The sequence below is a fragment of the Azospirillum fermentarium genome (genome assembly GCF_025961205.1).
GTDB lineage: Bacteria > Pseudomonadota > Alphaproteobacteria > Azospirillales > Azospirillaceae > Azospirillum > Azospirillum fermentarium.
This window is the reverse complement of sequence record NZ_JAOQNH010000001.1, coordinates 2,121,474-2,139,951: the sequence shown is the minus strand read 5'-3', so window position 1 is coordinate 2,139,951 and position 18,478 is coordinate 2,121,474. Positions and strand designations below refer to the sequence as shown.

At 67.6% G+C, this 18,478-nt stretch carries 19 protein-coding genes; 12 read left to right on the top strand and 7 right to left on the bottom strand.

Annotated features, from left to right (window positions below; all coding sequences use genetic code 11):
* Positions 1-4 precede the first annotated feature (4 nt).
* The 3 genes from M2352_RS10150 to M2352_RS10140 all read left to right on the top strand — a co-directional run bounded on the left by M2352_RS10150 (position 5) and on the right by M2352_RS10140 (position 1,366).
* The gene (locus tag M2352_RS10150) at positions 5-418 is read left to right on the top strand and encodes an iron-sulfur cluster assembly protein (protein WP_264664374.1); all 414 of its coding nucleotides are present in this window, start codon (positions 5-7) and stop codon (positions 416-418) included.
* 15 nt (positions 419-433) lie between these two features.
* Entirely contained in the window at positions 434-769 is a 336-nt protein-coding gene (locus tag M2352_RS10145) for a HesB/IscA family protein (protein ID WP_264664373.1), read from the top strand.
* A 129-nt stretch (positions 770-898) separates the two neighbouring features.
* Positions 899-1,366 (top strand): hypothetical protein, encoded by a 468-nt coding sequence (locus tag M2352_RS10140; protein ID WP_264664372.1) that lies wholly within the window; start codon positions 899-901, stop codon positions 1,364-1,366.
* 251 nt (positions 1,367-1,617) lie between these two features.
* Here M2352_RS10140 and M2352_RS10135 read toward each other — a convergent pair whose 3' ends face one another.
* The gene (locus M2352_RS10135) at positions 1,618-2,472 is read right to left on the bottom strand and encodes a zinc-ribbon domain-containing protein (RefSeq protein ID WP_264664371.1); all 855 of its coding nucleotides are present in this window, start codon (positions 2,470-2,472) and stop codon (positions 1,618-1,620) included.
* Between the two features lie 160 nt (positions 2,473-2,632).
* Between M2352_RS10135 and ftsE the strand changes: the two genes are divergently transcribed.
* The 5 genes from ftsE (at position 2,633) to M2352_RS10110 (ending at position 8,165) form a co-directional block, all read left to right on the top strand.
* Positions 2,633-3,313: a cell division ATP-binding protein FtsE gene (gene ftsE, locus M2352_RS10130; protein WP_264664370.1), complete on the top strand. Its 681-nt coding sequence runs from the start codon at positions 2,633-2,635 to the stop codon at positions 3,311-3,313.
* Positions 3,314-3,333: 20 nt separating this feature from the next.
* Complete coding sequence (locus tag M2352_RS10125; RefSeq protein ID WP_264664369.1) at positions 3,334-4,230, top strand: cell division protein FtsX; 897 nt, start codon at positions 3,334-3,336, stop codon at positions 4,228-4,230.
* Positions 4,227-4,868 (top strand): YdcF family protein, encoded by a 642-nt coding sequence (locus tag M2352_RS10120; RefSeq protein WP_264664368.1) that lies wholly within the window; start codon positions 4,227-4,229, stop codon positions 4,866-4,868. Before M2352_RS10125 ends, M2352_RS10120 begins: the two co-directional genes overlap by 4 nt.
* Positions 4,869-4,882: 14 nt before the next feature.
* Positions 4,883-5,656 (top strand): lysophospholipid acyltransferase family protein, encoded by a 774-nt coding sequence (locus tag M2352_RS10115; protein ID WP_264664367.1) that lies wholly within the window; start codon positions 4,883-4,885, stop codon positions 5,654-5,656.
* Positions 5,657-5,885: 229 nt separating this feature from the next.
* Positions 5,886-8,165: an adenosylcobalamin-dependent ribonucleoside-diphosphate reductase gene (locus M2352_RS10110; RefSeq protein ID WP_264664366.1), complete on the top strand. Its 2,280-nt coding sequence runs from the start codon at positions 5,886-5,888 to the stop codon at positions 8,163-8,165.
* Between the two features lie 102 nt (positions 8,166-8,267).
* On the opposite strand, the gene M2352_RS10105 is transcribed toward M2352_RS10110, so the two are convergent.
* From M2352_RS10105 to map, 5 genes are all read right to left on the bottom strand, one after another.
* The gene (locus M2352_RS10105; RefSeq protein ID WP_264664365.1) at positions 8,268-8,600 is read right to left on the bottom strand and encodes a YnfA family protein; all 333 of its coding nucleotides are present in this window, start codon (positions 8,598-8,600) and stop codon (positions 8,268-8,270) included.
* Positions 8,597-10,546: a M1 family metallopeptidase gene (locus M2352_RS10100; RefSeq protein WP_264664364.1), complete on the bottom strand. Its 1,950-nt coding sequence runs from the start codon at positions 10,544-10,546 to the stop codon at positions 8,597-8,599. Before M2352_RS10100 ends, M2352_RS10105 begins: the two co-directional genes overlap by 4 nt.
* On the bottom strand, positions 10,543-11,163 hold the full coding sequence (locus M2352_RS10095) for a gamma-glutamylcyclotransferase (RefSeq protein ID WP_264664363.1): 621 nt from the start codon (positions 11,161-11,163) through the stop codon (positions 10,543-10,545). Before M2352_RS10095 ends, M2352_RS10100 begins: the two co-directional genes overlap by 4 nt.
* Before the next feature lie 659 nt (positions 11,164-11,822).
* On the bottom strand, positions 11,823-12,407 hold the full coding sequence (locus tag M2352_RS10090) for an NUDIX hydrolase (RefSeq protein WP_319802030.1): 585 nt from the start codon (positions 12,405-12,407) through the stop codon (positions 11,823-11,825).
* 5 nt (positions 12,408-12,412) lie between these two features.
* Complete coding sequence (gene map, locus M2352_RS10085) at positions 12,413-13,243, bottom strand: type I methionyl aminopeptidase (RefSeq protein ID WP_264664362.1); 831 nt, start codon at positions 13,241-13,243, stop codon at positions 12,413-12,415.
* 152 nt (positions 13,244-13,395) lie between these two features.
* On the opposite strand from map, the gene radA reads away from it, so the two are divergent.
* Genes radA through M2352_RS10065 form a run of 4 tightly spaced genes read left to right on the top strand, consistent with a single transcriptional unit; the run spans position 13,396 to position 17,774 of the window.
* Positions 13,396-14,781: a DNA repair protein RadA gene (gene radA / locus M2352_RS10080; protein ID WP_264664361.1), complete on the top strand. Its 1,386-nt coding sequence runs from the start codon at positions 13,396-13,398 to the stop codon at positions 14,779-14,781.
* A 23-nt stretch (positions 14,782-14,804) separates the two neighbouring features.
* A complete protein-coding gene (locus M2352_RS10075; protein ID WP_264664360.1) occupies positions 14,805-15,545 on the top strand; it encodes a CvpA family protein in 741 nt (246 codons plus the stop codon).
* A gap of 40 nt (positions 15,546-15,585) precedes the next feature.
* Positions 15,586-17,040, top strand: coding sequence for an amidophosphoribosyltransferase (gene purF / locus M2352_RS10070; RefSeq protein WP_264664359.1), 1,455 nt, complete (start codon positions 15,586-15,588; stop codon positions 17,038-17,040).
* Positions 17,041-17,066: 26 nt separating this feature from the next.
* The gene (locus M2352_RS10065; RefSeq protein WP_264664358.1) at positions 17,067-17,774 is read left to right on the top strand and encodes an SDR family NAD(P)-dependent oxidoreductase; all 708 of its coding nucleotides are present in this window, start codon (positions 17,067-17,069) and stop codon (positions 17,772-17,774) included.
* A 94-nt stretch (positions 17,775-17,868) separates the two neighbouring features.
* Here the strand turns inward: M2352_RS10065 and M2352_RS10060 are convergent, their stop codons facing one another.
* Positions 17,869-18,423 carry a DUF924 family protein gene (locus M2352_RS10060; RefSeq protein WP_264664357.1) on the bottom strand — a complete coding sequence of 185 codons (555 nt, stop codon included), beginning with the start codon at positions 18,421-18,423 and terminating at the stop codon, positions 17,869-17,871.
* Positions 18,424-18,478: the final 55 nt, after the last annotated feature.

Here is an 18,478-nt window from a genome sequence, read left to right as displayed (position 1 = left end):
TCCCATGACGACCCCCGACACCGTTTCCCCGCCCGGCGATGCCCCCTCCGGTGATGCTCCGGCCACCGGCACCGACATCGCCGTGGCCGGCAGCCCGCCGCCGACGCCCGAAACCGCCCAGTTGATGGAACGGATTCTGGAGGCGCTGAAGACCTGCTACGACCCGGAAATCCCGGTGGACATCTGGGAACTGGGCCTGATCTACCGCGTCGATGTGACCGGCGACGGGGTGGCGGAGGTTGACATGACCCTGACCAGCCCCATGTGTCCGGTGGCCGGCGAACTGCCCATCCAGGTGCAGAACGCCGTGCTGACGGTGGAAGGCATCAACGACTGCAAGGTCGAGCTGGTGTGGGAACCGCCATGGAACCCGGAAATGATGTCCGAGGTGGCCAAGATCCAACTGGATATGTTCTGACGGAGACGTGACCGTATGAGCACCCCTGCCCTGACCCTGACCGACGCCGCCGCCGGCCGCATCCGCGAATTGATGGACAAGGCGTCGGACGGCATGATCGGCCTGCGCATCGCCGTGAAGGCCCGCGGCTGCTCCGGCCTCAGCTACGACATCCAGTATGCCTCGGAAAAGCTCAAATTCGACGAGGTGGTGGAGGACAAGGGCGTCACCGTCCTGATCGACCCCGCCGCGGTGATGTTCCTGATCGGCAGCACCATGGATTACCAGGACGACAAGTTCCACACCGGCTTCACCTTCACCAACCCCAACGAAAAGGGCCGGTGCGGGTGTGGCGAGAGCTTCCATGTGTGACGCTGACGGCCCTCTTTTCCCATAGGAAAGGGGGCCTTTTCTTCCTTCTCTCGAACACACCTCTGATCAGCGAGCAAAATATCACAAAATTATTAAATGAATCATTAAGTACAACCGAAAGATTTGATAATGAGCACTATGGTCAGTCCATTGAATAATATTTTTGAAAAAATTAATACACTACGCAGCCAATTCAGAGAAAAATTTCCTCTATACTCTATTCAACGAATGCGTTTTGTTTTTTCGGTAATTCTTCTCCTCCAAGCGTCTCGATTTATTTATCAAAATGATGATTTCCATGGTTTTAATGGCAGCTTTCTGTACGTCATGATAATTATAAGCATCCCCTCAATTTTAAAAACTTTTGCAAGAAATCCATCATGGAGGCCGAAAGTCGAGGCTGCGGCATATCTCTTCTTCTGTTTTCTTGTGGATGGAGCGGTTTCAAAATCCATGCACATACATTATTATGCAAGCATCGCACTTTGTATTGCCGGCTCTGTCATCTGCCTCTGTCTTATTATGTCAGATAAGGACGAATACCCGGGCGGCAGCAACACCGATACGGACAGCAACGCTCAGCGCACAGACGGCTGAACAAGCCCGAAGACAATGCTTTTCCACCCCGCCGTATGATCCGCCCTCCAACCAGCTCCTAGCACTGCACGGCCGGCCGCGTGATCTTGTGCCTGGGCGCGGAGCAGGAGGTCATCGTCCGCTACGAGCGCATCATGCCCGATGGGCGCCGGCGTGATTCAGTCCGCTTCAGCATCATCGAACCCGAATGGCCCGCGGTGCGCCGCCGGCTGCTGGAACGGCTGGACCGGACCGCCCAGCCGCTTATCCGTTCAATGCTTGGCCGGGGCGTGCCCGCCGCTGGCCGCCGCCGGGGCCGGCTTGGTCTCGTGTTTGGGCTCGTGCTTGGCGGGTTCGGGGGCATGGGGCTTTTCCGCCGCCGGCCTGTCTTCCGGCACGTCGGCCAGCGGGCCGCCGCCACCGGCGAAGGTCACCAGAACTTGCGCCACCGCACCCGGATTGTGCTGGGTCGATTGGAAGGTGGCGATTTCCCCCGGCAACAGGGTGACGGCGGAGGCATCGAGGCTCCACGCCTTGACCGGGTGCTGCTCGGCGTTCAGCGACACCGCCCGCAGCTTGGGCACCTTGCGCTGTTCGGTGGAGGCGTTGACCACCTGCCCTTCCACCACCAGCACCAGGGCGCCGTTTTCCATGTGCTGCTGCGAGCGCACGTTCTGCAGCTCCAGCCCCGCCCCCGGCGGCTCCAGCGGCAGGCCGACCGTATCGTACAGCACCGCCATCTTCGGCCATGCCGTCACCACCGCATCGCGGGCCAGCACCGCACCGGCACCGATTCCCGCCACGGCCAGGACCAGAGCGGCCCAGGCGGCCATGGCCCCCTTGCTCATGGGCCGGCGCGGGCGGCGGGGCTTGGCCGGTTTCTTAAGCCGCGGCGGCGGGGCGAAATCCGGCTCGTCCTCCATATCGGACGGGATGACGGGGCGGCGGCCAAAGGGCTCGTCGTCATCGTCGTGGAAGAGGGGCGGCGGTTCCGGGGCCGGCGGGGCCTCGGGCGTCTGGAACCAGACGTGGCCGCACCCGGCGCACCGCACCTTGCGCCCCGCCGTACCGACCGCGGCGTCGCTCACCGTATAGCGCTTGGAGCATTTGGGGCAGGTGAGGATCATCACGAAACCACCGTCGGGGAAAAAGCAGCCTGTCTTATAGGGTAGTCATGGAGTATGAAGCAAGGCGGCCTCGCGCATGGTCACACCAGCAGGGGCCCGTGTGGACACCCGGCCCATACGGGGGTGTTCGGCAAGGACCGTTGGGATTGGTGATGGAACCGTGATCCGTTTCGACAATGTTGGCCTGCGGTACGGCTCGGGGCCGGAGATCCTGCAGGATGTGTCCTTCGCCCTGCTGCCCGGCTCGTTCCATTTCCTGACCGGCGCCAGCGGCGCCGGCAAATCGTCCCTGCTCAAGCTCATCTATATGGCGCACCGGCCGACCCGCGGCCAGATCACCCTGTTCGACCGGGCGCTCGCCCGGCTGACCCGCGACGACCTGCCCGAGTTGCGGCGGCGCATCGGCGTGGTGTTCCAGGATTTCCAGCTTCTGCCCCACCTGTCGGCGCTGGACAACGTGGCCCTGCCCCTGCGGCTGGCCGGCGTCTCGGAAGGGGCGGTGAAGACCCAGTGCGCCGAGCTTCTGCACTGGGTCGGCCTGGGCAACCATCTGGACTCGCCCCCCAGCACCCTGTCGGGCGGACAGCAGCAGCGGGTCGCCATCGCGCGCGCCGTCATCAACCGTCCGCGCCTGCTGCTGGCCGACGAACCCACCGGCAACGTGGACGACGGCATCGGCATGCGGCTCTTGTACCTGTTCGAAGAGATGCACAAGCTGGGCACCACGGTTATCATCGCCACTCACAATGAAACGTTGATCCAGCGTTTCGATCACCCGTGCCTGCATCTGGAAAACGGGCGGCTCACGGCCATGCCGCGGGCCTTCGCCCGCCGGATGTGATGACCAGGGAAACCGGAAGCATGAGGCTGAAACGGCGCGCGGCGCGCAGCGGCTACGACCTTCCCCTGGCAACCGACCCCACCGGGCGGTTCCTGGCGTGGATCATGGCGCTGATGGTCTATCTGGGCGCGCTGTCGCTGGCGGGGGCGCTGCTGGTGTCGGACCTGGCCGGGCGCTGGGACAGCGGGCTGGCCGGCGGGCTGACCGTGCAGATCATGCCCACGGCGTCGAACGCCGGCACCGATCCCCGCCCGGCGGCGGCCCTGGCCTTCCTGCGGGCCTATCCCGGCGTGCAGGCCGCCGAGGCGCTGACGCCGGAACAGGCGGCCCGGCTGGTGGAACCCTGGCTGGGGGCGGAGACCGCGGGCACCTCCCTCCTTCCCCTCCCCACCCTGATCGACGTGAGGACCGCACCCGGCACCGACGTGGCCGATCTGACCCGCCGGCTGAAGGCGGTGGTCCCGGCGGCCACCGTGGACGATCACGGGGCGTGGCTGGCCGACATGCGCCGGCTGGCCCGCTCGCTCCAGGGGGCCGCACTGGCGGTGGTGGGTCTGGTGTCGCTGGCCGGCGTGATGACCGTGGTGTTCGCCGTGCGCTCGGGCCTGGCCATCCATCGTCAGGTGGTGCAGATGCTGCACCTGATGGGCGCCACCGACCGCTATGTGTCGCAGCAGTTCGAAACCCATGTGCTGCGTCTGGCCGCCCGCGGCGGGGCCACCGGGCTGGGGGCGGCGGTGCTGACGCTGGCCCTGTTCGGCTGGGCGTCGGGTGGGCTGCGCGCCACGCTGATGCCCGATGTCACGCTGGCCGCCTGGGAATGGGCGGCGCTGGCGGTGCTGCCGCTGGTGCTGTGCCTGCTGGCGGTGGTCACCGCCCGGCGGACGGTTCTGCGCACGCTGGAGGATCTGCCGTGATTCGCCCCCGTCACCGTTCCAACCGGCTGGGCCGGGCGCTGGCCCTGATGCTGCTGACCATGCTGCTGGCGGGGGCCGGCTGGGCCGGCGGGCTGCTGTGGTTCGTCGCCGACGTGCCCCGCACGGCCCCCTCCCCCGAGAGTTATGCCGCGCTGGAGCGCACCGACGCGGTGGTGGTGCTGACCGGCGGGTCCGGACGGCTGAAGACCGGGCTGGACCTGCTGAACGCCGGGGCGGCGCACAAGCTGTTCGTGTCCGGCGTCTATGACGGGGTGGAGGTGCAGGAGTTGCTGCGCATGGCCCGCCAGGCACCGGGGGAGGTGGAATGCTGCATCGTTCTGGGCTATTCCGCCGACAACACCATCGGCAACGCCTATGAGACCGCCGGGTGGATGGAGGAACAGGGCTATCACAGCCTGCGCCTTGTCACCGGCAACTATCACATGCGGCGCAGCCTGCTGGAATTCCACAACGCCATGCCCGGTGCGCGCATCGTTCCCCACCCGGTGATCCCGGAGAACGTGCGGCTCGACGAGTGGTGGATGCGCCGCGGGACCGCCAGCCTGTTGGTTAACGAATATGTGAAATACCTGCTGGCGACCGTGCGCTATTGGCTTGAGGAATCCCTCGAATCCTGACAGGTTCCGCGCCCATGATCCTGCTCCGCTCCCTCCTCTTCAACGTCGCCTTCTATGGGTGGACGGCCATCATCTGCATCGTGCTGCTCGTGACCCTGCCGTTTCCGCGGCCGGTGCTGATGCGGTTCATCCGCGGCTATCTGCGGTCGGTGGCGTGGCTGGAACGGGTGCTGGCCGGGCTGGATTACGAGGTGCGCGGGATCGAGAACATCCCCGCCCACGGCTCCTACATCGTCGCCGCCAAGCATCAGTCGGCGTGGGAGACCATGAAGCTCCACGCCCTGTTCGGCGATCCGGCGGTGGTGCTCAAACGGGAATTGATGACCATCCCCCTGTGGGGCCGGCTGGCCGCCAAGGCGGAGATGATCCCCGTGGACCGCGGCGCCGGGGGCCGGGCGCTGGCCTCCATGATCAAGAACGCGATTCCGGTGATGGAGCAGGAACGGCCCATCGTGATCTTCCCCCAGGGCACGCGGACCGCACCCGGCGCCTACAAATCCTACCGCGTCGGCGTGGGCATCCTGTACGAGCGGCTGGAGCTTCCCCTGCTGCCGGTGGCGCTGAATTCCGGCCTGTACTGGGGCCGCAACAGCTTCATCAAGCGGCCCGGCCGGATCGTGGTGGAGATCCTGCCCCCGATCCTGCCCGGTCTGGACCGCAACACCGTGATGCGGGAACTGGAAACCCGGCTGGAGGAGGCCACCGACCGTCTGGTGGTGGCCGCCGGCGGCCCGCCCACGCTGCGGCCCTCCGCAGAAGCGAAGGCCACGGCTCCCGCCGCCGGGTGAGGCAAAACACCGCAGCCTGTGGATAAGTATGTGGACGGTGCGTTCGTCAAGGACGCAAACGTCATGTCTGCCGGGGGCGTTGGAGGTGTGATGTTTTCGTGACACGCCGGTGGCAGCAATGCTACGCCTTGCCCATCCAATCGTTCCCATTCCGTTTTGTTCGCAACATCAATAGCTTCTGCGGAACCGTTCAGCCCGCCGAAAGGTTTCCGCCGTAGAGGAGAGTTCCATGCCGGGCCTTGCCGCCATTTCCGAGCGCATCTGGGATATGAAGTACCGCTTCAAGCGCGCGAGTGGCGAACCTGTGGATAAGACCATTCAGGAGACCTGGGCGCGCATCGCCGCCTCGCTGGCGGAATCCGAGTCGGAGCCGAAGCGCTGGTCCGCTGCCTTCTATGATGCGTTGAACGGTTTTCAGTTCCTGCCCGCCGGGCGCATCATTGCCGGGGCCGGCACCGGGCGTGCGGTGACCCTGTTCAACTGCTTCGTCATGGGCCGGATCGAGGACGACCTGTCCGCCATCTTCGCCCATCTGCGCGAAGCGGCCATGACCATGCAGCAGGGCGGCGGCATCGGCTTCGACTTTTCCACCATCCGTCCGCGCGGGGCGCCGGTGCATGGGGTGGGGGCGGACGCTTCCGGCCCGCTGTCGTTCATGGACGTGTGGGACGCCATGTGCCGCACCATCATGTCGGCGGGCGCGCGCCGGGGGGCCATGATGGCAACCCTGCGCTGCGACCATCCCGACATCGAGGATTTCATCGACGCCAAGCGCGAGCCGGGACGCCTGCGCATGTTCAATCTGTCGGTGCTGGTCACCGACGCGTTCATGGACGCGGTGCGCCGGGGCAGCAAGTGGCCGCTGGTGTTCAACGGCACCGTGTTCCGCGAGATCGACGCCCGCGATCTGTGGGACCGCATCATGCGGGCCACCTACGCCTATGCCGAGCCGGGCGTGATCTTCATCGACCGCGTGAACCAGAAGAACAACCTGGCCTATTGCGAGAGCATTTCGGCCACCAACCCCTGTGGTGAACAGCCGCTGCCGCCCTATGGCGCCTGCCTGCTGGGGTCGATCAATCTGGCAGCCCTGGTGCGCGACGCCTTCACCCCCGCCGCCCGGCTGGACCTGGACCGGCTGCACGCGCTGGTGCCGGTGGTGGTGCGGATGATGGACAACGTGATCGACGTGTCCCGCTTCCCCCTGCCGGAACAGGAGAACGAGGCACGGTCCAAGCGCCGCATCGGGCTGGGCGTGACCGGGCTGGCCGACGCGCTGATCCTGTGCGGCGTGCGCTACGGCTCGGAAAAGGCGGTGGAACTGACACGGCAGTGGCTGGGGGCGGTGCAGGTGGAAGCCTACCGCGCGTCGGCGCTGCTGGCGGCGGAAAAGGGCCCCTTCCCCCTCTATGACGCCGAGCATTACCTGAAGGCGCCCATGGTGATGGCGCTGCCGGAGGATGTGCGCGACCTGATCGCCGAGCACGGCATCCGCAACGCCCTGCTGACCTCCATTGCGCCGACGGGGACCATTTCACTGTTCGCCGACAACATCTCGTCGGGGATCGAGCCGGTGTTCTCCTACACCTACGACCGCACGGTGCTGATGCCCGACGGCACCAAGCGGACGGAGACGGTCAGCGACTACGCCTACCGCCGCTTCCGCGCGCACTTCGGGGAGGCGGCCCCCCTGCCCGACTATTTCGCCGACGCCCAGACCCTGACCCCGGCGGAACACGTGGTGATGCAGGCGGCGGCGCAGGCGTTCGTGGACAGCTCCATCTCCAAGACCATCAACTGCCCGGAAGACCTGCCGTTCGAGGACTTCAAGAACGTCTACGAACAAGCCTATGCGCTGGGCTGCAAGGGCTGCACCACCTACCGCCCCAACGACATCACGGGATCGGTGCTGACGGTGAAGAGCGAGCCGGCGCCCCAGCCCGAGCCGGAATCGGCCCCCGCGTCCGCCCCGCCCGCCGGCGACCCGCACGAGCCGCTGGCCCGGCCCGAGGCGCTGCCCGGCGAGACGTACAAGGTGCGCTGGCCCGACAGCGACCACGCCATGTACATCACCATCAACGACATCATCGAAGACGGCCGCCGCCGCCCGTTCGAGGTGTTCATCAACTCCAAGAACATGGAGCATTACGCCTGGACCGTGGCGCTCACCCGCATGATCTCGGCGGTGTTCCGCCGCGGCGGCGACGTGGGCTTCGTGGTGGAGGAGCTGAAGGCGGTGTTCGACCCGCGCGGCGGCGCGTGGATGGGTGGGCGCTACGTGCCCTCGATCCTGGCGGCCATCGGCGACGTGATCGAGAAGCATATGCGCGCCGTGGGCTTCATCGGCGACACACCCGCCCTGCCCCGGCCCGAGAAGTTCGCCGCCGCCCCGGCTGCCGACGCCACCGCCAGCCGCGCCGCCCAGTGCCCGAAGTGCGGCATGCCCGGCCTGATCCGTCAGGAAGGCTGCGACTTCTGCCCCGAATGCGGCTATTCGAAGTGCGGGTGACGGGAAAATAGGGCAACGGCGTCATCTCAAAGCGCCCAAACCGGCCCTCTCCCGCCCCGGGAGAGGGCTTTTTAAAGCGGATTTTGATTACGAGCCACGCCCCTAAAGCGACGGCGCCCGCGGCCCGAACAGGATGACCAGCGTTCCCGCCACGCACAGGACCACGCCCGCCGCGTCCCAGCGGTCGGGGCGGGCGCCTTCCACCAGCCACAGCCAGCCCAGCGAGGCCAGAACGTAGATCCCGCCATAGGCGGCGTAAGCGCGCCCGGCCATGTCCACCTCCACCCGCGTCAAGGCCCAGGCGAACAGGGCCAGACTGACCATGCCCGGCACCAGCCACCACGGCGATTTCTCCAGCCGCAGCCACGCCCAGAACGCGAAGCAGCCACCGATTTCGGCCAGGGCGGCCAGGGCATAGACGGCAAGACTGGTCATGGGATCGCCACCCGCCCCATCTCCACCCGCAGGGGACTGGTGCCCGCCGGCCAGCCGCCGCGGTCCACCGCCTTCGCCCCGTCGAAGACCAGCCAGCCCTGCCGCCCGTAATGGGGCAAGGGGCGCAGCAGGGCCGCCAAAGCGGCGGCATCGGCGGCGCGCACCACCAGCACCGCGGCACCGCCGGTCCGGCGTGTGGTCCACACCTGCGCCGTGCCGCGCCCGGCCAGGGTGTCCGGCAGCGGGGGCAGCTTCAGGCTTTGCAACGCCGCGTCCACCGCCGCCGCCGTGCCGATCACGGCCAGGGGGGCGGCGGGATCGGCCTTGGCCGCGGTGACGATGCGGGCCTTGCCGTCGATCAGCCGGGCGGCCAGCGCCCGGGCCGGCTCGCGCCCGTCGCCCTCGGCGGCCAGGACCACGGCGCTGCCGGGGTCGAGTGTCACGTCGCGCAGGATCGGCGGCGCCTCCCCCGGTGCCAGCCGGCGGAACAGCCGGTGATCCGGGTCCACCGCCACCAAACGCACGGGTGCGGAGGCCGGCAGGGTGACCACCGTCTCAAGCCCACTCAGCCGCACGGCGTGGGTGCGGGTGCCCGCCGCGTCCTCCACCGCCACCGGCACCGTCAGGTCATAGGCGGGTGCGCTCTGGCCCAGCCGCAGCCGCACACCGCCATCCACCACCGCCACCTCATCCAGGGTCAGCGACGGCGCGCCGGGGCGTTCCAGCCATTGGGTGAAGAAGGGGCCGAGATCCCGGCCCGCTTCCACCTCGAACGCGCGGCGCAGGTCGGGCCAGCCGGCATCGCGAAGCATCTGTTCACGGGCGAAACGGCGGATGCCGGCCTGCCACGCCTCATCCCCGATCCGGTCGCGCAGCATCAGGAACAGGAACGCCGTCTTGCCGTATCCCACCACCATGGAGGCATCGTGGGTCCGCCCGCGAAAGGCGGTCAGCGGCTGATCACGTCCCGCCGGCAGTGCTGCATAGTCGCGCAGCCAGTCCAGGCGCAGGGCGGCATCCTCCCCGCTGGCTTCGGCGGCGGCGTGGTCGGCCATGGCGGTGGTCAGCCCCTCGGCCCAATTGCCGCCCCCGCCCACCCGCACGCCGTTGCCCCACCAGTTGTGCAGGATCTCGTGATCCAGCGACTGACCGCGCACGAAGGGCAGGGGCAGCACCCGCCGCCCGATGGTGGTCAGGCCGGGAAAGGCATAGCCCACCGGCACCGGAACCGACACCACCGAGAACCCGGCAAAGGGATACGGCCCGATGGCTCCGGCGTAGCGGGCAATGGTGGCGGCGGACTGATCGAGGAAGGGTTCGGCCAAGGCTGCCTGTTCCTCGTGGAAATATGTCCGCAGCCGCACGCCGCCGGCCATGCGCTCGGTCACCGTCCACGGACCGGCGAACAGCGACGGGGTTTCCACCGGGCGGGTCTCGGCAAAGGTCACGGTGGTCCCCTGCCCGCTCCTCTCCTCCCCACCCAAGGCGCCGGAGGCGACGGCGGTGTAGGGGGCCGGCACCCGCACGGTCATGGTCCAGGTGGGCGGCTCGTCCCCGCCCAGCGCCACCCAGCCGCTGCCGGCGGGCAGGAACGCGCCTTCCGTCCCCATGCCCATGCCGCCCGCGGGCATGCGGTCGGGGGGCAGGTCCGGCAGGGTGCCGGAATAGCGCAGGGTCACCGGCCCCTCCCCGCCCGGCAAGGTCAGGGTGTCGCCCGAACGGCTGATGGAGACCGGCTGCCCGTTGCGGGTCACGGAGTCCAGCACCAGCCCCGGCGCCAGCGACACCGTTTTGACGTCCGGCGGCAAGGTCAGGCGGTCGGTGACCGCCAGCCGCCGCGACGGCGGGTCGAGCGTTACGTCCAGCTCGTGATGAAGCCCGGCGGCCGCGGCCAGCCCCGCCGGAAGCACCAGCGCCAGGACCGCTCCCGCAAGCCGCACGGTCATGAATGCCCCTCCCCTGTCAGACGCCGGACCTCGGCCAGCAGCACGGACAGGCGCCGGTCGCGCAGGCCCAGTTGCTCCAGATGCTCCACCGTGTTGGCGAGATACTCCACGTTCGGCCCCCGCTCCCCCACCGAGGCGGCGATGCGGCGGGCCATGGTGGCGTCGTCCAGGCAGCCGCAATATTGCCCGTGCTGCCGGTCCACCACGAAGGTGCAGGCGGTGACCCGCCGTCCCGCCGCCCCGTCCAGCCGGATGCGGAGCATGCGTGGGCGGTAGGCGCGGGTGAACATCTCCCGCTCCCACAGATAATCCATGACCGCAGGCACGCTGGCGGGGGCCACCCGAAAGGCGATCCCGTGGCAGCACCCGCCCACGTCCAGCCCCAGCACCAGCCCCGGATGCTCCGGCGTGCCGCGGTAGCGGTGGGAGGCGATGCAGAACCGCCGATGATAGCCGTAGAGCACCGCGCGGGACTGGCTGACGAAGGGAAAGCCCGGATTCCAGATCAGCGACCCGTACCCGAACACCCACAGATCGGCACCGGGTTCCAAGGTCACGTCGCGGGACCAGACCGGGGCCGGCGCCGCATCGTCGCAAGGCAGGGTATCGGGGGGCATGACCACCGGCAGAGCGGACAGTGACGGAAAACGGGCGGCAACCCTGCCGCCCGTTTCCAAGACTATCACGGTCTGCCCATAAAAAAACCCTTGCCCCGCCGGGGCTACGCTATCAACACATGTAGTTTTATGGCTGGTTTGGCCTTGATGAGCTGAAAGGGGTTGCGGATCGTTGTGCTGTCTGATTGCGTTCGAGGTGTTCTTTGCCGGAGGACGTCACGGATGGACAGGACGCTACCGTTGCTCGGCCGGTTTTCGGACAACCGCCTGGAAAAAGGGGGCCCGGTTGTTGGAGCGGCTGGTGGCGGGGGGCACGGTGTGCCTGCGCCGCCTTGCTGCGAACCGTGTCGAGGAGATGCGGCGCATCGCCGAGCATCACCTTGCGTCTGGTGGACGTGCGGGAAGCGCAGGCGCCGTCCGGCGAGGAGGCGGTCCATTGGCGGCGGCTGACCACGCATGCGGTTGACACCCTTGAACAAGCGTTGACCGTCGTCCTCTGGTACCGCCGCCGTTGGCTCATCGAGCAATTGTTCCGAACCCTCAAGACACAAGGGCCGATTTTCGCACGGCAGCCCGAAAATCGAGCCGTCAGGCTCTCGAAGCATAAATTTGCACTTGCTTCGCAACGGATGCCGGGCGTTCCGCGCGGCATCCGGCCCTTACCTCCCCAGCCGTTCCGCCAGTTCCCGGTTGGTGACCATCGCCAGCAGGGCGATCTGCGTCAGCAGGGGAAAGCCGCCGCGGCCCGCCAGCTCCGCCACCGCGGCCCGCGTCAGCAGCAGCATCTGGGATTCCTCCAGATCGTCGGCGGTGGTGCCGCCGCTCAGCCGGCAGCCGCGGGCGTGGAACATGTGCGACACCGATCCCCCCTGGTTGGAATTCACCAGATAGCCGCCCAGATCGGTCCAGTCGCCGGATTCATACCCGGTTTCCTCCCGCAATTCGCGCTTGGCCGCGGCCAGCGGGTCTTCCCCCGGTTCCAGATGGCCGCCGGGGAAGACGTGGCAGGTGCCGCGCAGCCCGTGGCGGTACTGGCGGAACACGATCACCCGCCCGTCGCCGGTCTCGGCGAAGATGCAGGCGAAGGACGGCATGTCGAACTGGTAGTAATCATCCACCCGCCGCCCGTCGGGCAGTTCCACCGATTCCACCCGCACCCGCAGGAACGGCGGGGCGTCCACCAGCGTGCGGCTGTCCAGCACCCGCCACGGGCGCGGCTCGCCCCGGTCCGTCTCAGACGTCATGAGGATCACGCGCCATAGGGGGGCCGGGTATGGCCGGCGGGGGACAGGGTGAAGATCTCGCAGCCGTCCGGGGTGATGCCGATCTGATGTTCGAACTGCGCCGACAGCGAGCGGTCGCGGGTGACGGTGGTCCAGCCGTCGGCCAGCGTCTTCACGTCCGCCTTGCCGGCGTTCAGCATCGGCTCGATGGTGAAGACCATGCCGGGTACCAGCACCAGCCCGTCGCCCGGCGTGCCGAAATGGTCGATGTGGGGGGCGGCGTGGAATTCGCGCCCGATGCCGTGGCCGCCGTAATCGCGCACCACGCCCAGCCGGTGCGATTCCGCAAAGGACTGGATGGCGTGGCCGATGTCGCCCAGGGTGGCCCCCGGCCTGGCCGCCGCGATTCCCAGCATCATCGCCTCGTACGTCAGATCCACCAGCCGGCGCCCCTTCACAGGGATCTTGTCGCCCACCAGATACATGCGGCTGGTGTCGCCGAACCACCCGTCCAGGATCACCGTCACGTCGATGTTGACGATATCGCCGTTGGCCAGCCGCTTGTCGTCGCTGGGGATGCCGTGGTTCACCACATGGTTGGGGGAAATGCAGCTTGCCGCCGGATAGCCGTGATAGCCGATGGTCGCCGGGATGGCGCCATGGTCGCGCATGAAGGTTTCGATCAGCCGGTCGAGATGGCCGGTCGCCACCCCCGGCACCACATGGGGGGCGATGAAGTCCAGCGTTTCCGCCGCCAGCCGCCCGGCCCGCCGCAGCCCGTCGAAATCCTCGTCCGTGTGCAGCGTCACCGGACGCCCGTCGCGGTCGATGATGGGAGTGTGCACCGTCCCGTTCATTCCATCCTCAAGCCTGTGTCACCGAAAGGCCGCACCATCGGCCAAACCAACCGTTCCGCGCAACCCCGCCATTCCATCATAGGAACCGGATCAGCCCCATGATATACGCACGCCATCTTCCATCACGATTCTGAAACGGGACCGGCTTCGACTTGGCCAAAGCGACGTCACGCTTCGTCTGCCAATCCTGCGGCGCCGCCTACCCCAAATGGGCGGGGCGCTGCGATGCCTGCGGCGAATGGAACAGCCTGGTGGAAGAGGCGGTCCCGGAGCAGGCGCCCAAGGGGCTGGGCAGCGCCAAGGGGCGCAAGATCGCCTTCGTCGGCCTGTCCGGTGCGTCGGACCCGGCCCCCCGCCGGCTGTCGGGCATCGGGGAATTGGACCGGGTGGCCGGCGGCGGCTTCGTCCCCGGTTCCGCCGTCCTGATCGGCGGCGACCCCGGCATCGGCAAATCGACCCTGCTGCTCCAGGCCATGTCCAGCCTGTCGCAGCACTCGGCCTGTGTCTACATCTCCGGTGAAGAGGCGGTGGATCAGGTGCGGCTGCGCGCCCAGCGGCTGGGTGTGGCCCAGGCCCCGGTGGCGCTGGCCTCGGCCACCAGCGTGCGCGACATCGCGGCGTCCCTGGATGGGCTGGAAGGCCCGGCCATCGCCGTCATCGATTCCATCCAGACCATGTACGTGGACACGCTGGAAAGCGCCCCCGGCACCGTGGCCCAGGTGCGCGCCAGCGCGCAGGAGCTGATCCGCGTCGCCAAGCGCCGCGGCATCGTGCTGCTGCTGGTGGGCCACGTGACCAAGGAGGGGACCATCGCCGGCCCCCGCGTGCTGGAGCACATGGTCGATACCGTCCTTTATTTCGAAGGGGAGCGCGGGCACCAGTTCCGCATCCTGCGCGCGGTGAAGAACCGCTTCGGCCCCACCGACGAGATCGGCGTGTTCGAGATGACCGACGGCGGGCTGGCCGAGGTGCCGAACCCGTCCGCCCTGTTCCTGGCCGACCGCCGGGGGGAGGTGTCGGGGGCCGCCGTCTTTGCCGGGATGGAGGGCACCCGCCCCGTGCTGGTGGAGGTGCAGGCGCTGGTCGCGCCATCGCCGCTGGGCACGCCGCGCCGGGCGGTGGTGGGGTGGGACTCGTCGCGCCTGGCCATGGTGCTGGCGGTGCTGGAGGCGCGCTGTGGCGTGCAGATCGGTGCCAACGACGTCTATCTGAACGTGGCCGGGGGGCTGAAGATCGGCGAGCCGGCGGCCGACCTTGCCGTCGCCGCTGCCCTGGTTTCGTCCCTGACGGGCGAGGCGATGCCGGCGGATGCGGTGGTTTTCGGCGAAATCGGCCTGTCGGGCGAGGTGCGCGCCGTGAGCCAGATGGACGCCCGTCTGAAGGAAGCCGCAAAGCTGGGGTTTTCTTCCGCCGTCATTCCGGCTAGACGAAGCGCCAAACGCGGCGACACGCCGCTGAAGGTGACGGAGCTGAGCCATCTGGGCGAACTGTTGCCCCTGTTTTCCGCGGGCAGCGGCACCACCGGGTGGACCGGCTGACGGGCATGCAAGGATAGGATGTGATGGACGGTTTTCCTCTCAATCCCGCCGATGCGGTGGTGTTCACGGTCCTGCTGCTGGCAGCCTTGCTGGCCTTCACCCGCGGTCTGGTGGCCGAGGTGCTGTCGGTGGCAAGCTGGATCGGGGCGGCGCTGATCACGCTCTATACCCTGCCCTTCGCCCTGCCCATCGCACGCCAGTACATCCGCATCGAGATGATCGCCTATGGCGCCGCCGCCGCCGTGCTGTTCGTGGTGGCGCTGGTGATCCTGAACCTGATCTTCGGGCGGATCTCGCGCGGGGTGCAAAACTCCTCCCTGTCCGCGCTGGACCGCACGCTGGGGTTTCTGTTCGGGCTGTTCAAGGGTGGCGTTCTGGTGTCGGTGGCCTATCTTTTCTTTTCATGGCTGGTGCCGCCGGACAGCCAGCCGCAATGGCTTCAGACCGCCCGCACCCGCCCGCTGCTGACCACCGGCGCCGCCATGCTGGAGGAGATGATTCCCGCCAGCCTGCGGACCGAGGCCATGGGGCAGGTTGACATGACCCGCGAACGCGCCCGGCAAGCCATCGAGGCCAAAGAGGCCCTGGACCGCCTGACCACGCCGGTCCCCGTTTCCCCCGCGGCCAAGGCGCCGGCGGCGGGCGCCGCCGCTCCTGCGGGCAGCACCGCCGCCCCGGCCCCCGCCGCACCGCCGCCGGATGCCGGCTACAAGGACCGTGACCGGGGCGACCTGGAACGGCTGATCCAGAACAAGACCCACTGATATGCCCTGCCCTTCCCCCGCGCATGATGAGGATAGACCGATGCTGACGACGCACCCGTTCGACGACGACAAGCTGCGCGAAGAATGCGGCGTTTTCGGTCTCTACAACCACCCCCAGGCCGCGGCCATCACCGCGCTGGGGCTGCATGCGCTCCAGCACCGCGGCCAGGAAGCCGCCGGCATCGTCAGCCATGACGGCACCAGCTTCCATCTCCAGCACGCGCTGGGGCTGGTGGGCGATCACTTCTCCAACGAAGAAGTGATGAAGGGGCTGAAGGGGCCGCACGCCATCGGCCACGTGCGCTACGCCACCACCGGCGGCACCCTGCTGCGCAACGTCCAGCCGCTGTACGCCGATTTCGAATTCGGCGGCTTCGCGCTGGCCCACAACGGCAACCTGACCAACGCCCAGACCCTGCGCCGCCAGCTCGTGCGCCGCGGCTGCCTGTTCCAGTCCACCACCGACACCGAGGTCATCGTCCATCTGATGGCGCTGGCCCGCGGCGGGTCGGCCGTGGACCGCATGATCGAGGCGGTGCGGCAGGTGGAGGGCGCCTTCTCCCTGGTCGCCATCAGCCCGGACGAGGTGATCGGCGTGCGCGACCCGCTGGGCGTGCGCCCGCTGGTGCTGGGCAAGCTGGGCGACACCTACATCATGACCAGCGAGACCTGCGCGCTGGACATCGTGGGCGCCGACTACATCCGCGACATCGAGCCGGGTGAAATGGTGGTGCTGAACGCCGACGGCATGCACAGCCTGCGGCCGTTCCAGCCCTCGTCCCGCCGGTTCTGCATCTTCGAATACATCTATTTCGCCCGCCCCGACAGCGTGATGGAAGGGCTGTCGGTCTACGAGTCCCGCCGCCGCATCGGCATGGAACTGGCCCGTGAAGCCGGCGTGCCCGCCGACCTCGTGGTGCCGGTGCCCGACAGCGGCGTGCCGGCGGCCCTGGGCTATGCGGCGCAGAGCGGCGTGTCGTTCGAGCTGGGCATCATCCGCAACCATTATGTGGGCCGCACCTTCATCGAGCCGACCGACCAGATCCGCCATCTGGGCGTCAAGCTGAAGCACAACGCCAACCGCGCCATGATCGAGGGCAAGCGGGTGGTGCTGGTGGATGATTCTATCGTGCGCGGCACCACCTCGAAAAAGATCGTGGAGATGGTGCGCGCCGCCGGGGCCAAGGAGGTGCACATGCGCATTTCCAGCCCGCCCACGTCCCACCCCTGCTTCTACGGCATCGACACGCCGGAGCAGAGCAAGCTGCTGGCCCACCGCCTGTCGGTGGAGGAGATGCGGGAGTTCATCGGCGCCGACAGCCTGGCCTTCATCTCGCTCGACGGGCTGTACCGCGCCATGGGCGAGGAAAAGCGCAACGCCGACGCGCTCACCTATTGCGATGCCTGCTTCACCGGGGACTATCCCATCTCCCTGACCGACCAGCACGACAGCGGCGCCACGGTGGAACCGTTGCGCGTGGCCGCCCGCGGCTGACGCTTCTCAGGATAAGGAAAAGCATCATGTCCCGCCTGGAGGGGCGCATCGCCCTGATCACCGGCGCGTCCCGCGGTATCGGTGCCGCGGTTGCCAAGCGTCTGGCCGCCGAGGGCGCCCATGTGATCCTGACCGCCCGCACCGTGGGCGGTCTGGAGGAAACCGACGACGCCATCTTTCAGGCCACCGGCAAGAACGCCACGCTGGTGCCCCTGAACCTGATGGAGTTCGACAAGATCGACGCCCTGGGGCTGGCGGTCTATGAACGGTTCAAGCGGCTGGACATCCTGGTGTCCAACGCCGGTGTGCTGGAAACCCTGGGCCCCATCGCCCAGTTCGAGCCCAAGCACATGACCCGGATCGTCGATACCAACATCACCGCCAACTACCGGCTGATCCGCAGCTTCGACCGGCTGCTGCGGGCATCCGACGCCGGGCGGGCGATCTTCGTCACCTCCGGTGCGGCGGCGGCCCCCTATCCCTATTGGGGGCCGTACGGCATGAGCAAGGCGGCGCTGGAATACATGGTGAAGACCTACGCCATGGAAATCGCGGCCTCGCCGCTGCGGGTCAATCTGGTGGACCCCGGCAAGGTGGCGACCCGCATGCGCACCCAGGCGTTCCCCGGCGAGGATCAGCGGACCCTGCCCCAGCCCGACGACATCACCAGCGTGTTCGTCGATCTCGCATCCCCCGACTGCACCAGCCACGGCGACGTGGTCGCAGCGTACTAAGCCACCCGGAAGCCCTCTCCCCGACGGGGAGAGGGTTGGGTGAGGGCCGGTTTTCGCGCGTCAGCCCGAAAACCGTTGCGAAGCCCCCCAAATCTCAGAACGACGAATCCGGCTCCGTCAGGAACGCCTCTTCCTCCGGCGTGCTGGCGCGGCCGAGGATGGCGTTGCGGTGAGGAAAGCGGCCGAAGCGGGCGATGATCTCCGCATGGCGTTCGGCGTAATGGACTTGTTCCTTCAGCTTCACCCGCTCTTTGAACAGGATGACCGACAGGCGCTGGCTGTCGGCGTCCTCATGATGCTCGAACGGCAGGTAGAAGAAGGTCCGCTCGTCCTCGGTGCATTCCAGGTCATAGCCGTTATCGACGGCGTGGGCGGCGAAACGGCGGGCCTGAACGTCTGTGGCGAACGCCTTGGGCGTTCCGCGGAAGATGTTGCGCGGCACCTGATCCAACAGGATGCACAGGGCCAGACACCCGTCCACATCGTCGGCCCAATGGTCCAGTTCGCCGGCGGCGGCGCGGTCATAGGGTTCGCCCAGGCGTTCGGCGACCATGCGGTCGAAACTGACCGTCGCCTTGAACCAATAGGGTTTGATCGCTTCGTCGTCGAACCAGAAATCAATGATCTCGTCGATCAGCGGGTCGGCCATGGTTGGGCTGCCTTCGAAATTGCAGGACACCCAAACAGAACAGGGCGCCCGAGGG

Excerpts from the sequence above, each read along its gene's own strand:
- M2352_RS10150 (WP_264664374.1), top strand. The coding sequence starts at position 5 with ATGACGACCCCCGACACCGTTTCCCCGCCCGGCGATGCCCCCTCCGGT.
- M2352_RS10145 (WP_264664373.1), top strand. The coding sequence starts at position 434 with ATGAGCACCCCTGCCCTGACCCTGACCGACGCCGCCGCCGGCCGCATC.
- M2352_RS10140 (WP_264664372.1), top strand. The coding sequence starts at position 899 with ATGAGCACTATGGTCAGTCCATTGAATAATATTTTTGAAAAAATTAAT.
- M2352_RS10135 (WP_264664371.1), bottom strand. The coding sequence starts at position 2,472 with ATGATCCTCACCTGCCCCAAATGCTCCAAGCGCTATACGGTGAGCGAC.
- M2352_RS10125 (WP_264664369.1), top strand. The coding sequence starts at position 3,334 with ATGAGGCTGAAACGGCGCGCGGCGCGCAGCGGCTACGACCTTCCCCTG.
- M2352_RS10115 (WP_264664367.1), top strand. The coding sequence starts at position 4,883 with ATGATCCTGCTCCGCTCCCTCCTCTTCAACGTCGCCTTCTATGGGTGG.
- M2352_RS10110 (WP_264664366.1), top strand. The coding sequence starts at position 5,886 with ATGCCGGGCCTTGCCGCCATTTCCGAGCGCATCTGGGATATGAAGTAC.
- M2352_RS10105 (WP_264664365.1), bottom strand. The coding sequence starts at position 8,600 with ATGACCAGTCTTGCCGTCTATGCCCTGGCCGCCCTGGCCGAAATCGGT.
- M2352_RS10100 (WP_264664364.1), bottom strand. The coding sequence starts at position 10,546 with ATGACCGTGCGGCTTGCGGGAGCGGTCCTGGCGCTGGTGCTTCCGGCG.
- M2352_RS10095 (WP_264664363.1), bottom strand. The coding sequence starts at position 11,163 with ATGCCCCCCGATACCCTGCCTTGCGACGATGCGGCGCCGGCCCCGGTC.
- M2352_RS10090 (WP_319802030.1), bottom strand. The coding sequence starts at position 12,407 with ATGACGTCTGAGACGGACCGGGGCGAGCCGCGCCCGTGGCGGGTGCTG.
- map (WP_264664362.1), bottom strand. The coding sequence starts at position 13,243 with ATGAACGGGACGGTGCACACTCCCATCATCGACCGCGACGGGCGTCCG.
- M2352_RS10075 (WP_264664360.1), top strand. The coding sequence starts at position 14,805 with ATGGACGGTTTTCCTCTCAATCCCGCCGATGCGGTGGTGTTCACGGTC.
- purF (WP_264664359.1), top strand. The coding sequence starts at position 15,586 with ATGCTGACGACGCACCCGTTCGACGACGACAAGCTGCGCGAAGAATGC.
- M2352_RS10065 (WP_264664358.1), top strand. The coding sequence starts at position 17,067 with ATGTCCCGCCTGGAGGGGCGCATCGCCCTGATCACCGGCGCGTCCCGC.
- M2352_RS10060 (WP_264664357.1), bottom strand. The coding sequence starts at position 18,423 with ATGGCCGACCCGCTGATCGACGAGATCATTGATTTCTGGTTCGACGAC.